12 protein-coding genes are annotated in these 15,889 nt (G+C 41.9%); 3 read left to right on the top strand and 9 right to left on the bottom strand.

The annotated features are described in order from the left end of the window. From RDS42_RS05545 to RDS42_RS05535, 3 genes are all read left to right on the top strand, one after another. The coding region (locus RDS42_RS05545; protein WP_308782783.1) for an AraC family transcriptional regulator at nt 1–904 on the top strand (904 nt) is incomplete at its 5' end. Further along, nucleotides 901–2,715: a sensor histidine kinase gene (locus RDS42_RS05540; RefSeq protein ID WP_308782782.1), complete on the top strand. Its 1,815-nt coding sequence runs from the start codon at nt 901–903 to the stop codon at nt 2,713–2,715. The genes RDS42_RS05545 and RDS42_RS05540, both read left to right, overlap by 4 nt. A gap of 67 nt (nt 2,716–2,782) precedes the next feature. After that, nucleotides 2,783–3,205, top strand: a complete 423-nt coding sequence (locus RDS42_RS05535) for a DUF3783 domain-containing protein (protein ID WP_308782784.1) — start codon at nt 2,783–2,785, stop codon at nt 3,203–3,205. 96 nt (nt 3,206–3,301) lie between these two features. On the opposite strand, the gene RDS42_RS05530 is transcribed toward RDS42_RS05535, so the two are convergent. From RDS42_RS05530 to RDS42_RS05490, 9 genes are all read right to left on the bottom strand, one after another. After that, nucleotides 3,302–4,720 (bottom strand): arabinose isomerase, encoded by a 1,419-nt coding sequence (locus RDS42_RS05530; protein ID WP_308782781.1) that lies wholly within the window; start codon nt 4,718–4,720, stop codon nt 3,302–3,304. Between the two features lie 24 nt (nt 4,721–4,744). After that, a complete protein-coding gene (gene rhaB / locus RDS42_RS05525) occupies nt 4,745–6,148 on the bottom strand; it encodes a rhamnulokinase (protein WP_308782780.1) in 1,404 nt (467 codons plus the stop codon). Between the two features lie 243 nt (nt 6,149–6,391). Continuing rightward, nucleotides 6,392–7,591, bottom strand: a complete 1,200-nt coding sequence (locus RDS42_RS05520; protein ID WP_308782779.1) for a substrate-binding domain-containing protein — start codon at nt 7,589–7,591, stop codon at nt 6,392–6,394. 93 nt (nt 7,592–7,684) lie between these two features. Next, complete coding sequence (locus RDS42_RS05515; protein WP_308782778.1) at nt 7,685–8,665, bottom strand: ABC transporter permease; 981 nt, start codon at nt 8,663–8,665, stop codon at nt 7,685–7,687. A gap of 11 nt (nt 8,666–8,676) precedes the next feature. Then, a complete protein-coding gene (locus RDS42_RS05510; RefSeq protein WP_308782777.1) occupies nt 8,677–10,188 on the bottom strand; it encodes a sugar ABC transporter ATP-binding protein in 1,512 nt (503 codons plus the stop codon). 20 nt (nt 10,189–10,208) lie between these two features. Further along, nucleotides 10,209–11,186, bottom strand: a complete 978-nt coding sequence (locus RDS42_RS05505) for an ABC transporter permease (protein WP_308782776.1) — start codon at nt 11,184–11,186, stop codon at nt 10,209–10,211. A 165-nt stretch (nt 11,187–11,351) separates the two neighbouring features. Next, a complete protein-coding gene (locus RDS42_RS05500) occupies nt 11,352–12,359 on the bottom strand; it encodes a substrate-binding domain-containing protein (RefSeq protein WP_308782775.1) in 1,008 nt (335 codons plus the stop codon). After that, nucleotides 12,356–14,152: a sensor histidine kinase gene (locus RDS42_RS05495; RefSeq protein ID WP_308782774.1), complete on the bottom strand. Its 1,797-nt coding sequence runs from the start codon at nt 14,150–14,152 to the stop codon at nt 12,356–12,358. The genes RDS42_RS05500 and RDS42_RS05495 overlap by 4 nt, the downstream gene beginning before the upstream one ends. Next, entirely contained in the window at nt 14,149–15,768 is a 1,620-nt protein-coding gene (locus tag RDS42_RS05490) for a response regulator (RefSeq protein ID WP_308782773.1), read from the bottom strand. The genes RDS42_RS05495 and RDS42_RS05490 overlap by 4 nt, the downstream gene beginning before the upstream one ends. Nucleotides 15,769–15,889 lie beyond the last annotated feature (121 nt).

Genomic DNA, 15,889 nt, shown 5'->3' with positions numbered 1-15,889 from the left:
ACATCAGAATCTGATCTGCTTTTTATTCTCAGAAAGAAAGCCCTCTTCCCACACCTTGCAGGAGCTTCAGGATTTTCTCACCTGCAGGCTTTCTTATCACGGAAAGTATTCCATTGCTTTTGGCGATATGGTCACAGGAATTTCCAAAGCTTACCAGTCCTATGCCTCCGCTGTGATCCTTTTACAGAACAGCTTCTTCTTTCCGGAAAATACTGTACTGACTCAGGATTCCATAAAAGATCACGGAGAATCTTCCGGTTTTTCTTTTGATTTTCCTGAACAGGAATTTAAAGAAGCTCTGGAAAGCAGAGAGCAGGAAACAGCCTTAAAGCTTCTGGAGCAATTAAAAAATAACTTTTTCAAAAGCACCGGCTATTTCCAGAATTCTGTCAAAGACTTATATTACAAACTTTTTCTTTCTCTGGAAACCACAAGAAAACGCAGCAGTATTCCCGAATCCCCGGATGATGAAAGTATCGCCGATACCATACATCAATGTTTTACATTCCCGGAGCTTCATGAAGCCTTGGTCAGACAGACCACTGTTTTTTTTGAAGAAGCCACTGAAAACACTCAGGAACATCCTACCATTCATTTGATCAAAAATTATATCAGTCAGAATTATATGGATGACACGCTTTCTGTAAAAGATATCAGTGATCATGTTTTCCTTTCCACTTCCTATGTATGTACTTTTTTCAAAAATGAAACTGGTCAGACATTAAATCAGTATCTTACAGAATATCGTATGGAAAAAGCAAAGCAGCTTCTTAAAGATGCACGCTATCGGATAGCAGATATTTCTTCCAGAGTTGGTTACAGTGACGGCAACTACTTTGGAAAAAGCTTCAAAAAACACTGCGGTGTCTCTCCGTCTGAATATCGGGAGCAAAATCTGCAATGATCGCTTTTTTTAAGAGACTCCGTCAGGCATATGGTGATCTGAAGCTTCAGACTAAGATCACAATTGTACTGATGATTGCCGTCACTGTTCCGGTTCTGCTGGTCGGCATTCTTTTTTATGGTCGTTTTTATAATATGGTCATTTCTGATACCATACGCCAGGAGCAGGATGCCTCTGCACAGACAGCCCCTCTGATTGAGAATAATATCCAGAATATCCTGGATGCTTATCATCAGATCACTGAACTGGATTTTTATAAAACTTTGTTCCACCAACCTGTAAATGCCCCTTCCCAGCTTCTTCTGGCTCCTGCTGAAGCAAGGGAATTCTGCCATAAAGCTGACTCTCTCATCGACGGAAAAAAAATTACCGGAATTCAGATTTACATGGATTTTCCATATGATTCTGTCAGTCTTTTCCAGGATGAGCAGACCAACGACTACTTTGTTCCCATGAGCCTTGCTCAGGGAACCTACTGGTATGGTATTTTTCAGGGAACCGGTAAACCAGAGCTTTACTGCCCTCCTTTTTATCTGGGAGAACGCGAAAAAAACACCTTTGGCGATATGGCTTATATTGCCTCTACAACCTTTTATTATCAGGGTTATGCCTACCCTGCATATATCGCGCTTTATTCTTCCACAGAACAGCTTACAGAAATCCTGAAAGACAACCTCACCTTAAAAGGAAGCATTTCCTACATCATCAATGATAGAGAATCCATCGTCGCTTCCTCTGACAGTTCCGGTGCAGGTGTCTACTATCTGGATTATGCAGTAATCCAGGATTCATTTATGGCATCCAACGGATTTATTGAAAGAGAGATTCTTGGCCAGAAATTTTATGCAGGTTTTTATCATATCCGTCATCCCGGCTGGTTTATGGTAACGGTACTTTCGGCCAATGCACTGATTCATCAGGGAAATCTCCTGATGTTCCAGTATATTCTGGTCTATCTTGGAATGTTGATCCTCACTTCCATTATGGCCCATTCCCTGGCACATTCCGTAACCAATCGTTTATCTTCTATTATAAGTCAGATGAACCAGATCCGCCATGGAACTCCGGTTCCTATGGACAGTCCCATTTATCATGACGAGGTGGGTGATCTTATCGATACCTACAATTACATGACCCGGAAAATGGAACAGTTGATGGAAGATCAGAGAAAATCTGCAGAAGAACTGCGGATTGCTGAGTTTAACTCACTTCAGGCACAGATTAATCCTCACTTTCTCTACAACACCATGGATATGATCAACTGGATGGCTCTGCAGGGGCAAACTTCCGAAATATCCAATGCCGTACAGAGGCTGTCGCGCTTTTACAAACTGACCTTAAGTCGAAAAAACAGTATCAGCACCATCGGAGATGAAGAAGAACATGTTTCTATTTACCTTCAGATACAAAATATGCGTTATCATAACAGTATTTCCTTTATTTCAGATATTCCCGATGAGCTGACAGAATACCAGCTTCCCAAGCTGACACTGCAGCCTGTAATTGAAAATTCTGTTCTTCACGGTATTCTTGAAAAAAGCAGTAAATCCGGCACCATTCTGCTTACCGGATGGATGGAAGATCAGGATATTGTTCTTTTGATCTCTGATGACGGAGTGGGGATACCTCCGGAAAAACTTACTGACATTATTTCCGGAACAGAAATTGTTTCCGGCAAAGGAACCAATATAGCAGTCTATAATACTCACCGCAGACTTCAAATCCTCTATGGCAGCAGTTATGGACTTTCTTATACCAGCCAGCCAGGGCAGGGCACAGAAGTACAGATTCGTATCCCGGCAATAAAGTAAACTGCAGAGGATCGGATGTCTCTGAAACAAAATTTGATAAAGAACAGGAGGAATTATTTTGGATACTATGAATTCTTTGAATTTAGAAACTTTTATTCCCGGAGGATATCAGCCAGCTCCCCAGATTCTTCTTTATAACTTCCAGGAAGACGAGCGCAGCCGTTTGATCCGAAGATATCTGGCAAAAGATGGCATCGAAATTCGCGAAGTACAGCCAGGAGAATTTCTGCATTCACTGGGATATCTGTTTAAAATCCCAGGATTTGAACCATGTCCTCAATTTAATATGGGAAAAAGTTTTACTGACGAAATGATGGTGATGAAAGATTTTTCCAAGCAGCAGCTGAATGACTTTTTACAGTTTTTCCGTGATAATCAATTGGAGGCCGTATCTTTAAAAGCAATGCTGACGCCAATCACTGTCCACTGGAATTCCCTGCAGCTTCACAGCGAGCTGGAAGCAGAACATCAAGCCATGAAAAAAGGGTAAACCATCCTTTTCCCAAAAAGACACTCCGAGACAAAATGTCTTCGGGGTGTCTTTTTTGAATATGTATAAATTTATAAACTGACTGTTGGATTCCTTTTATCTTGTAACAATATCAACTGGCACGTTAAAGATTTTTGCAACCTTCAGAATCGTATCAATATGTCTGCCTGTAGCAGCAGCCATGTGATGTGTAGGACCGGCTTCACTCCAGCGGTTTACAAACTCTCTTGCTCCGCAGGTAAAACGTGTCCTCATATTCGTATCTCCAAAGGAAAGGATCGGTCCCTCTTCATTTACACCTTCAGCAGCCACAAACTTAAAGTGTCCATCTCTGTCCTGTGTAATTGCAAGATAAGTCACAGGTCCTGTGTACGGATAAAACTGAGTCAGATATCCGCCGCCTGTCTTTCCATGGAATACTTTTACGATCTTCATGGTAGGCTTTTTATCAGAGATATCTGCGTCTCCGCTTCCTGAATGGCCAATAATGCAGATATCATCATTAAAATCAATAGAATACATCTCTGACAGCTGGCCTGTTCCGGAAATTGTCTTAAGGATGCTCATCGCCATAGCAACCTTCATATCTCCTTCTACCGCACATGCAGTTCCCTGCTTGATCAGCATGGAAAAGGCCGGAATCAGCATACTGTCAAGAACTCCTGCCTTGCCCTGAGCAAATCCATCATAGTGAGAAGCAATCATTCCAAGCTTCTCATCTTTAACCCACTGCTCAAAAGCAACTACATATTTTGCCATATCCCATACTTTTTCAATGGTTCCGCCGCCTTCAATCTCAAATGTATCCAGGATATCCTGCGCTTTTGCACGGATTGCCTCCTCATCTGTGATGTCATCTGCGATAGCCCACATTTTTTCCCAGTCAAACTGTTTAGTATAAAGGAACATTCTGTTGTAGAGGTTTGTCTCATCAATGTACAGATCCATCATACCCGGATATGGTCTTCCAATCTGTGCAATATTGGTATCACGGAATCTTCTTCTGACCTGAGCTGCTTTGCACCAGTCTTCAATTTCTGACTGTACAGCCGGATCACCGCCTTCTACTACACCGGTGATCACTGCATGTCTTTTTCCAGCTCTCTCAAGATCTGCTACTGCCTCGCCTACGGCTCCGCATGCATATCCTTCTCCCAGCCAGGAGGCAATGTCGGTATGTTCATAATCAAGAGCTTTCAGTTTCTGGACATTTACCAGTACCACCGGAACATCCAGATCACGGATAGCCGGCAGCATATTGTAAGATGTCGCATAAGTCAGCATCTGAAGAAATACAAGATCTACATCTGCTGAACGGAATTTATCTCCTGCTTCCATTGCCTGTTCTTTTGTTGTCACCATTCCGCCGTCAATGATCTCTACTGTATCCGGGATTGTTTTCTTAAACGCATCGTACTGCGCTTCAAACTCCGGTACAAGAGACGGAAACTGCGGAAGATATGCTCCCAGTGCAATTGAAAATACGCCAACTTTTGCCTTCGTGTTTACTAACATGATAAAACCTCCAATTAATATAAATTATGCGTGATAAATTTTAATATTGAAGGACTCGTGAATTACAGTTCTCGCTTCTTCGATTGTTTTAAATTCCTCTGCCTTCAACATCTGGGCAGTGATATTACCGATTGCAGTAGCCTCTCCCGGACCTGCATGAACTTCTTTGCCTGTAGCTTTTGCTGTAAGTTCATTGAGGTATCCTGCATTAGAACCTCCGCCTACAACATGGATACGGCTGTAAGTTCTTCCTGTGATTTCCTCAAGCTCTTTTGCAGTTTTTGCATAGCATTCTGCAAGGCTGGTATAAATCACAGTTGCAACTTCACCGAGAGTCTCCGGAACCTTCTGTCCGGTTCTGCGGCAGTAATCTTTCACTTCCTCTGTCATATTTGCCGGTGCCAGGAAGCACTCGTCGTTTGCGTCTACCCTTGACGGGAAATCTTTTGCTTCTTCTGCCATTGCACAGATTTCAGCAAATCCATATTTATCATTGATCTCATGACGTACAGACTGAATCATCCACAGACCCATGATATTTTTCAGATAGCGGAAACGTCCTGCATATCCGCCTTCGTTTGTAAGGTTCAATGCACAGCTCTCTTTTGAACAGTCTGCAGTTTCTCTTTCCAGACCCATAAGAGACCATGTTCCGGAGCTGATATAGATAAAGTCATCATCATTTGCCGGAACTGCAAGAACAGCAGAACCTGTGTCATGAGTTGCCGGAGCAACTACTTCAAGATCAAATCCCACTTCATTTTTTACAGCTTCTGAAAAATGTCCAATACTTGTTCCAGGCATGATCAGCTTCTGGAAGATTTTTCTTGGATATCCCAGTTTGTCGATCAGCTCAAAATCCCAGTCCTTTGTAGCCGGACTTACCAGCTGGCTTGTAGTAGCCTCTGTGTATTCACAGGATTTTACACCTGTAAGAAGATAATGGAAATAATCCGGTACATGAAGAAGTGTCTCTGCCTGCTCCAGATATTCCGGATGTTTTGTCTTAACAGACATCAGCTGATAAATTGTATTGTAGATTGCTTTCTGAATACCGGTTCTTGCATAAAGCTCTTCCTGAGAGATTACTTTATAAACCTCATCATCCATACCCTCAGTACGGCTGTCACGATATCCTACTGTGTTTCCAAGAACATTGCCGTCTTTGTCAAGAAGAACAAAGTCAACACCCCAGGTATCCACACCCATACTTACCGGAATCTTGCCAATCTCCTTACATTTTTTCAGTCCATTGATTACCTCTTTAAACAGGCGGTCAAATTCCCAGCAAAGCTCATCACCTTTTTTTACCATTCCATTTTCGAAACGATAAACTTCCTCCAGTACCATCTTTCCATTTTCCATATGTCCCAGAATGTGACGTCCGCTGGATGCTCCGATATCTACTGCCAGATAATATGTTGCCATTGTTAAAACCTCCTAAATATGTAAGATTTTTCACAGCAGTCTTTTTACATAATTGCTGTATTTTATTAGTTCTTCCATATTTGATAATATCATATTACATGAAATATGCGCAAGACGGAAGAACCTTGTTTGTCTAAAAAAGTGTCTTTATTTGCAGTTAGATGTTACTGCTAATTTAAAATATCCCCAGAGTGTTCCTCTGGGGATATAATGAATATGTTGTAAAACTAAATGGCTAAAAAATTAGTCGTAAAGGTTTGGAGCGATGGACTCGTCTTCCATGTTTGTTGCATCATACCAGTAACCAGCTGTCGGAACGTCTTCTACTTCGTCGCCGTTAGCTGCTGCTGTCAGAGCGTAGATTGCATAATATCCCATCATAAGAGGAGACTGTGTAACAGCACCAAGGAATGTGCCATCCTGTACAGCTGCTTTGATGATAGAACCAGCATCGAAACCAACACCGATAACATCGCCTGCTGCTGCGTCAGAACCAAGAACGTTCAGGTTAGCGTTAGCTGCAAGAACACCCTCAGCTGCAACCTGGTTGGAACCGAAGATAGCGATGCAGTTTTCTTTAGAAAGGATAGCCTGAGCCTCTGTGGAGCAAAGCTCTACAGTTGTCTGAGCCGGAACTGCAACCTGGATAACAACGTCTGCATCTGCTTCTTTAGCATCTGCGCCTTCTGCTGCGTTTACATAGAACTCATTACCAGCAACTGCAACAGTTTTTCCATCAGCCTGGATAAGCTCGATCATCTTGTTGATGAATCCAGCGCCACGCATCTGAATGTTCTGAGCTGTAGCATCCTGGTTAACCTCACCGATGATAACCTGACCTTCAGCATTTGCAATAACGTCTTTGATTGCGCCATACATGTTCTCAGCTGCTACTGCACCAGCCTGAGTATTGTCTGTAACGACCTCTGCTACTACAGATCCTTCCGGAGCATCTGCAACACCTGTATCAAATGTTACAACCGGGATTCCGTCTGCTGCACATTTCTCAAGAGCTTCTGTTACAGAAGAAGTATCGCATGCTGCAAGACCCATACCAACTGGTTTAGCTGCGATAGCTGTGTTGATCATGTTAACCTGGTCAGCGATATCAGACTCACTGTTCGGTCCCTGTGGTGTGAAAGTAACACCCAGCTCATCTGCTGCTTTCTGCATACCTTCTACTGCTGCCTGCCAGTATGTAGACTGGAAAGATTTAACCATCATCGGGAACTCATAAGCTTCATTTGCTTTCAGACCCTCAAACTGAGCTGCAGGATCAGCAGCTTCTTCTGTTGCTGCCTCTTCTGTTGCTGCCTCTTCTGTTGCTTCTTCCTCTGCTGCTTCTTCTGTTGCTTCTTCCTCTGCTGCAAATACCGGAGCAACTGTCATGCTGGATACCATTGCTGCACAAAGGCCTAATGCGATGAGTTTTTTAATTTTCATTGTTCTACATCCTCCTTAAAATTATATAGTTTTTATGATGATCCGTCAGACATAACCGCCTGACGGTTCACATACATACACAAAAGCTGTAAATTATAATGCTGCAGCTTTCTTTTCTTTGATGATATCAATCAATACTGCAACGATCAGAACAAGACCTGTGATGATCTGCTGCCAGTTTGCCTGAAGTCCCACATATGGAAGACCGGTTTTCAGAAGCATGATAACAAAGATACCAACAAAAGTTCCCAGTACGGATCCATAACCACCTGTAGCTGCCACACCACCAACGAATACACCACCAATAGCATCCATCTCAAGTCCGGCACCTGTACCAGGCTGTACAGTAGGTGTTACAGCTGCGTATGCGATAGCTGCAAGACCAGTGAAAAGACCACATACTACATATACCATTACATGGTAGAATTTAACATTGATTCCGGAAAGAGCTGCCGCTTCTTTGTTAGAACCAATAGCGATGGTATAACGTCCGAATTTTGTATGATTCAGAACGAATTCCATCAGGAGAACCAAAATTACCATCCACAGGAAACCGATCGGATAACGGTCAGCACTTCTTCCTGTACCGATTGTAAGTTTAAAGATGGAGTGGAACCATCCGCCTTCCTGTGTAAGACCCGGCCATGGTGTAGCAGTACAAAGAGATCCTGCACCACGGGTGATCATACAGGTACAAAGAGTTGCAAGGAACGGCGGCAGATTCATCACACCGATAAGAACACCATTCAGTATTCCGATCAGAACTCCGAGAAGCACACAAACCAGCATAGCAACAACAACAGGTACGCCATGGCTTCTTATCAGAGTTCCGCCGATCAGTGCGTAGCATACCATACCAGTACCGATGGAAAGGTCTACACCTCCGGTAATAAGCGGGAATGTAACACCGATTGCCATCAGAAGATCATAGTATGAAAAATCCAGCAAACTCAGCAATGTGTTGTACTGTCTGAACTCCTTACTCATAAAGGAGAATACAGCTGTCAGAGCAATAACAACAATTAAAACAATAAATCTCTGATCACTTAATATACTTTTTTTCTTCTTAGTCATGACTATCCTCCTTAATCAATACTACGTGTAGCCTTATCCATGATGTTTTCCTGGGTTGCTTCAGAAATATCAATATTTCCGGTTACTTTACCCTCACACATGATGATGATACGGTCACTCATACGGAGAACTTCTGTCATTTCAGAAGAAATCATGATAATAGATTTACCTTCTGCTGCCAGTCTGTTCATCAGTTTATAAATTTCATTCTTGGCACCAACGTCGATACCTCTGGTCGGTTCGTCGAAGATCAGGATTTCACTGTCTCGTGTAAGCCATTTTGCAATAACAACTTTCTGCTGGTTACCACCGGAAAGATTTACAACAAGCTGATCTGCAGTAGGAGTTTTCGTTGCAAGCTCTTTGATATATTTCTCAGTTACTTCTTTTTCTTTCGCTGAGTCGATCAGGAAGCCCTTTGTAAACTGCTCCATAGTTGCCAGAGTTGTATTTTCAATACAGGATTTCTGAACCACACATCCGTATCTTCTTCTGTCCTCTGACAGATAACCAATACCGTATTTAACAGCATCCTGCGGACTGTTGATGGTAACTTCACGAAGCTGGCCGCTCTTATCCATAATGGAAATTTTACCACTCTGTTTCGGGTCTGCACCAAACAGCGCTCTTGCTGTTTCTGTACGGCCTGCACCCATCAGTCCGGAGAATCCAAGGATCTCGCCCTTACGAAGTTCAAAGCTTACATCCTGAACCATCTTGCCTGCATTCAGGTGTTCTACCTTAAGCACTACCGGAGCATCCGGTGCAACCATGCTGTGCTGCTTCGGATCTTCGTAAATAACACGACCAACCATCATGTTAATGATATCTTCTTTTGTACTGTCTTTTGTAATAAGAGTTCCTACATAACCACCATCACGCATAACAGTTACACGGTCTGTGATCACTTTGATCTCATCCATACGATGGGAGATATAAACAATTCCCAGTCCCTTCTCACGAAGGTCACGAATGATAACAAACAGGTCAGCGATTTCTTTTTCTGTCAGAGCTGCAGACGGCTCATCGAAAATGATAACCTCTGCTTTGTGAGAGATTGCTTTTGCGATCTCACACATCTGCTGTTTGCCGACTGTAAGATTGTGCATTTTTTCTCTAGGATCGATTTCAATATTCAGATCCTGGAAAAGTTTTTTGGAATCCTCGATCATTTTTTTATCATCGATACGGAATCCTTTTTTTGGCTCACGGCCAATGAAAATATTCTGGGCAACTGTAAGGTCGCCTACCATGTTCAGCTCCTGATGCACGATTACAACACCTGCATCCTGTGCTTCTTTTGTATTATGGAACTCTGTCTCTTTGCCTTTATAAACAATAGATCCTGAATCCTTCTGATAAATACCGGTAAGAACCTTCATAAGAGTAGACTTTCCGGCACCGTTTTCTCCCATAAGCGCATGTACTTCGCCGCGTTTCACTTCAAAATTAACGTGATCCAGAGCATGAACTCCAGGAAAGGACTTATCAATGTCCTTCATAGTTAAAATAACTTCACCCATTGTTACATCCTCCCTTCCGATCAGTTCTTTCTGCGTCTTGCAGAAACGTCAGCGTAAACTGCTACAATAACGATGATACCAGTGATGATCATCTGCTGTCCTTTACCAAGACCAAATGCCATAATTCCCTGCTGAAGAAGAGAAATAATAAACACACCGATCACAGTACCGCCGATAGATGCAAGTCCACCAACCATGGATGTACCGCCCATAACGCAGCCTGCAATTGCCTCGTTGTTATACTGATCGCCATATCCAGGCTGAACAGTTGTATATGTAGCTACAAAGAACAGTGCGGCAATACCTACCAGAGTTCCGCAGATCATGTATGCAAGCATACGCCATTTTCTTGTATTTACACCAGAAAGACGAACTGCTTCACTGTTGGAACCAAGGCAGAGAATATAACGTCCAGGTTTTGTTCTGTAAAGAACAATACCACAGATAACTGCAACTGTAAGGAAAATCACGATTCCTACCGGAAATCCGTTTACAGAAACAATTTTTCTGAACCATCCATTTACAGGATCACTGCTCATAGGCCAGCTTACAGACTGTGTTTTTGTAAATACAGAAGCAAGACCTTTTGCAATGTTCATAGACGCCATAGATACGATGAATGGCGGAACTGACATGTAAGATACCAGCCATCCGTTAAAAGTACCAAAGCAAAGACCGATCAGTACACATAATACCATAGCAGCTGCACAAGGAATACCATAGCTTGTCATGCAGTAACCAGAAACCAGTGCACAGCAGAACATAACCGGTCCGATGGAGAAATCAATTCCTCCGGTAGCGATTACAAAAGTAACGCCCAGTGATAAAAAGCCCAGGAAATAAACATAGTTCAAAGTGGACTTGATACTGTCCCCAACAGGGAATTTAGCTCCAAGAACTACTTTGAAGACTACGAACATAAGAATCAGGATACCTACAAGGAGAATCCTGTTCAGGCCGAGCTTTTTCACGATTGGATTTTGTTTCAGCTTTTCCAATTTCTTCACCCTCCTACTGTTTTTCACACTCTCTGTGTTTTCTTTATAAATAATATCGTGAATCCCTGTTAATTGTAATGGAATATCTTACAAAAAAAGGTTAAAAATTTACGGTACTGTAAATTTTTAACCTTTTTATCTTAGTAAGATTTACTGAGTTCTCATCTATTTTTCTTCTGTTTTTGGCATGTTCAACGTATTAAAAGGAAACAACAGCTTTTCTATTTCACCAGAATACATATTTTCCGGGGTCACCAGCTGACATCCGGAGTCAATTTCTGTCTCATAGTTCTGTCCTCTTAAAAGACGAGAAGTCTCTTCCACGCCCAGATATCCCATTTTAAAGGCTTTCTGAACCACGATTCCTTTGAATACGCCCTTTTCCATAAGCTGTACAGCCTCCTGAGAGCTGTCTACTCCTACTACTGCGATCTGTTCCTCTGCACCGGCTGTTTTGACTGCCCTGGCAGCACCTACAGAAGAATATTCATTCATCCCTGCCACCATTTTAAGATCCGGATATTTTTTCATAAGCTCTACCGTCAGCTCAAAAGATTTTTCATAGCTGGAATCACAGTAAACCACATCTACGATATTATCCGCCATGGCTCCCAGTCCGTCACAAAATCCCTGTTCCCTTTCCACTGCTGTAGAAACGCCTTTTACATGAGCCACCACTGCAATCTGATCATCCGGCTCCAGAATAGATGCGGCAAATTTCCCCAATTGTCTTCCGGCTTCCACGTTATCTGTTGCAACAGTAATATCCTGTATGTCCTGTTCTGTATAAGAATCAATATAGGTGATCCGTATTCCCTGGTCTCTGGCCTTTTGCAAAAGGCTGTCTGATTCCGTGAAACTGGAAGGAGAGATAAGTATTGCATCCGGCTGCTTCTCCATGGCCTCCATAAGAATGCGATTTTGTCCCTCTACATCGTTTTCTTCATCCGGAGCCATAATTTCAATCTCTGTATTAAATTCCTTTGCTGCCATCTGTGTCCCCAATATCAACGATGTCCAAAAATCGTTTGTTCCGTCAACCACCTTGGGAATATAGATCATGGAAAGACGTCGTTCGCCTCCTGTGGCATTTCTGTAATAAATTATGCCTGCGGCAGCACTTGCTATAAAAATAATAAGAAAAGCGGCAATCCATTTTCTGTATTTTCTCACAGCTTTACCTCCTGTCTTCCCGGTATTGTGATGGTAGCCGTAGTACCTTCTCCTTTTTTACTTTCATAAGTAATGCCATATTCATTTCCATAATAAAGCTGAAGACGTTTCTGTACATTATAGACTCCGACTCCATTGGACTGGTAATTCACTTTATGCCTCTCATAAATATGGGCAAGGGTCTCCTCGTCCATTCCCACTCCATTATCTATTACCTGCAGCACAGCATTATCATTTTTCATAAATCCTTTAACCAGAAGCAGGCCTTTGCTTTCCTTATATTTCAGTCCGTGATAAATAGCATTCTCAATTACAGGCTGAAGAACCAGTTTGATCAATGGTATATGTAATATAGAAGGATCTACCTCGATCTGAAATTCCATTTTATCCTTATAGCGCATTTTCTGGATTGTAAGATATCCTCTTGCATATTCTACTTCCTGACCAATAGAAACCACTTCATCTTCATTGCTGATACTCTGTCTGAGCAGTCTTGCAAGAGAAGCCGTCATAAGAACTACTTCTTCATTTTTTTTGCCTTCCGCCATCCAGATGATAGAGTCCAGTGTATTATAAAGAAAATGTGGATTGATCTGGGATTGAAGCGCTTTCAGTTCACTTTTTCTCTTTGCTTCCTGTTCCCGGATATTCTGTTCCATCAGCTCCTGTATCCTGTGAGTCATTACATTAAACGATTTTGTCAGACTGCCTATCTCATTTTGAGATTCCACCACAATATCCGAAACACTGAAATCACCCTCCTGTACCCTTTCCATAGAATCACACAGCTGCTGAATAGGCTGTGTAATGCTTCTGGAAATAAATCGGGAAAAAAACAGCGCCACGATCATCAGTCCCATAGCTACAAGCACATAAAGACTCTGGGCTTTGTTGCTTTTACGCAGCAATTCTTCCACCCGCACGCAATTGACCACTGTCCATCCTGTCTTTTCTGATCTGGAAATCGAATACAGCTTTTCTCCGCTTCCTTTTCCAAAAAGAACTGTATCCTGATCTGTTCCCATAATAAGGCTGATATTTTCTGTCTGAAGCTCATTGTAAAGCTGCTGCTGCTGCGGATGATAGACAATATTTCCTTCTGCGTCAAGAATAAACGCATAGCCCTGATTTCCAACCATACTTTGATTACACAGTTCACTGATAGCACTGTAGTTCAGGTCAATAAAAAACACACCTTCTTTTTGATTTCCAACTTCCGAAGATTTATTGCGGATTCCTCTGCTGAGTGTAATAACCCAGGGACGTTCTCCGCTGATGATGTGCTGTACATGAGAAGAACTGAGGTAAGAGCTTGCAGAACCATTAAGGGCGTTTGTATACCATTCCTGCGTATGAATATCCAAATCCGGATTTGTAAGTCTCAGGGCATCATTGATCAGCATTCTTCCATTTTCACCAATAATTCCCAGATTCAGAATATCGCTGCGGCTGTCCAAAATAGTTTTAAACTGGTTCAGAATACGGACTCTTGACTCTGGATCCGGTTCATCTCCAAAAAGATATGCCTGAACATCCTCGTTGCTGGATACCAGGTAGGAAATGTTCTCCATGTAGTCAATATAAGAGTCAATGTTCTGATTCATCTGTTGTATGATGGTCTGTGTATACAGCGACGAATTATCAAATACAGAAGTTCTTGTATAGTTCATAGAAATCACTGTAACAATTGCTACCGCGCCCAAAAGCAACATGGATACCATAGCAAAGATCACACTTTGGATGCTGTTGAATTTTCCTAAAAACATAGCTTCCGGATTGAATTTTTTCTTCATCGTCTTTTCTCCCTGGCATATTCGGTAGGAGTCACACCTGTTATCTTCTTAAAGGAGATACCAAAATAATGCGGATCAGAAAATCCAACTTTTTCTGCGATCTCATAGTTCTTCATAGTTGTGTTTTCCAGAAGTTCTTTTGCTTTTTCCATTCTGGTACGGATCAGTACCTCAGTAAAAGTCTCTCCTGTCATCTCTTTAAAAATAGTGCTGAAATAGCTGGTACTGATATTCAGATAAGAACAGATATCATTAAGGCTCAGATCCGGATCCATATAATTTTTCTGGATATAGTCCATAGCAAGACGCGCCTGTTTCTGGCCGCTGGAACTATTCATATCAGAAAGCAGTTTAAAAATCTTCAAAATATAATTTTCCACTACTCTGCAGGCACTGTCAAAAGACTTTTGTTCCGTGATCTGATGAAGAAGTTCATCTCTTCCTTTCAGCACACACTTCATATCTGCAGAAACATCCTCACAGACGCGATCCAGCGTCCTGACGATCTGCTGAAGATACATACAGGCACGGCTTTTTTCCACCAGCCCTTTTTTTATACAACTTTGCATTTCACAAAAAATCTTTTCTACCAGTTCCCGGTTTCCGGATTTCAAAGCCGCCATAAGATCATCCAGAAGACGATCTATAGGAACATTATGCCCCGGCTTTATTTCTGCCATATCGATCAAAAGATTCCCGCCCAGAAGATATCGATACTGCATAACCTGGGAAGCCATGTCATGAGAGATCAGAAGTTCTCCTGGTGTTTTTACCCATGCGCCAATTCCCATGGATACCTCTATTCCCATAACTTCTTTCATCTTATCCTGAATCTCTTTACAGATCATCTTGGTTTTCGTGGTAAAATCACGGCTCCATTTTTCCTGAAACAGAATACAGACTCTGTTTCCGCCTTCCTGATATGCAATGCCTGCCTGTTCTCTTGTCACGATCTCATTACTGATATTATAAAGAACAAACGCCATCAAAGCGCTTTCCTGTCTTTTTTCCACATCTACCTGATACATATCCGAATAAAGGTCTATATCAAACATGGCAACTCTATATCGAACAGCCGAAAGCTCGATTCCCATATTCTGAAGTCTCTCAATGCTCTCCTCCACATTGGTAGTACAGTTTACAAGGGCTTCAATGGCCTTTGAACGGATCACCTGAGCATTTTTGCGATAATTTTCAGAAGCTTTGGTAAGCTTTTCCATCTTTACTTTTTCTTTGCGGGTCTGGTCTACTTTTTCTTTCATTTTATTGATTACTGCCGTCAGTTCTACTGCCGTCACCGGTTTTAAAAGATATTCACTGACATTATACTGGATCGCTTTTTTTGCATATTCAAATTCTCCAAATCCACTGAAGATCACGATCACCACATCCGGATAATTGTCATGAAGAAAATGGCTCAGTTCCATACCATCCATATAAGGCATTAAAATGTCTGTAAGGACAATATCCACCGGATGTGTTTTTACAAATTCTGCAGCCTGCTGTCCGTTTTCACAGATTCCTGTCAGTTCACAGTCCAGACCTTTCCAGTCAATGTTTTCTTTAATGGCATCTCTCACAAGAATTTCATCATCTACAAGAAGCACACGATACATAAATATAAAAATCCCCCGTCTTAGATCTTTCTTAAATTTTCCTAAAATGTATCTTACCATAAACTACGAAAATATGGAATATGTCTTCTTCTGCAAAAATAAAAATCCGCCAGCCGCTGTA

The organism is uncultured Blautia sp. (assembly GCF_902497045.1).
Lineage (GTDB): Bacteria > Bacillota > Clostridia > Lachnospirales > Lachnospiraceae > Blautia_A.
Note: the sequence above shows the minus strand (reverse complement) of the source record. Positions and strands in the feature narration are given on the sequence as shown.

What these genes read in the sequence shown, in the direction of transcription:
- RDS42_RS05495 (WP_308782774.1), bottom strand. Translation starts at nt 14,152, where the DNA reads ATGAAGAAAAAATTCAATCCGGAAGCTATGTTTTTAGGAAAATTCAAC.
- RDS42_RS05540 (WP_308782782.1), top strand. Translation starts at nt 901, where the DNA reads ATGATCGCTTTTTTTAAGAGACTCCGTCAGGCATATGGTGATCTGAAG.
- RDS42_RS05535 (WP_308782784.1), top strand. Translation starts at nt 2,783, where the DNA reads ATGAATTCTTTGAATTTAGAAACTTTTATTCCCGGAGGATATCAGCCA.
- RDS42_RS05530 (WP_308782781.1), bottom strand. Translation starts at nt 4,720, where the DNA reads ATGTTAGTAAACACGAAGGCAAAAGTTGGCGTATTTTCAATTGCACTG.
- rhaB (WP_308782780.1), bottom strand. Translation starts at nt 6,148, where the DNA reads ATGGCAACATATTATCTGGCAGTAGATATCGGAGCATCCAGCGGACGT.
- RDS42_RS05510 (WP_308782777.1), bottom strand. Translation starts at nt 10,188, where the DNA reads ATGGGTGAAGTTATTTTAACTATGAAGGACATTGATAAGTCCTTTCCT.
- RDS42_RS05515 (WP_308782778.1), bottom strand. Translation starts at nt 8,665, where the DNA reads ATGACTAAGAAGAAAAAAAGTATATTAAGTGATCAGAGATTTATTGTT.
- RDS42_RS05520 (WP_308782779.1), bottom strand. Translation starts at nt 7,591, where the DNA reads ATGAAAATTAAAAAACTCATCGCATTAGGCCTTTGTGCAGCAATGGTA.
- RDS42_RS05490 (WP_308782773.1), bottom strand. Translation starts at nt 15,768, where the DNA reads ATGTATCGTGTGCTTCTTGTAGATGATGAAATTCTTGTGAGAGATGCC.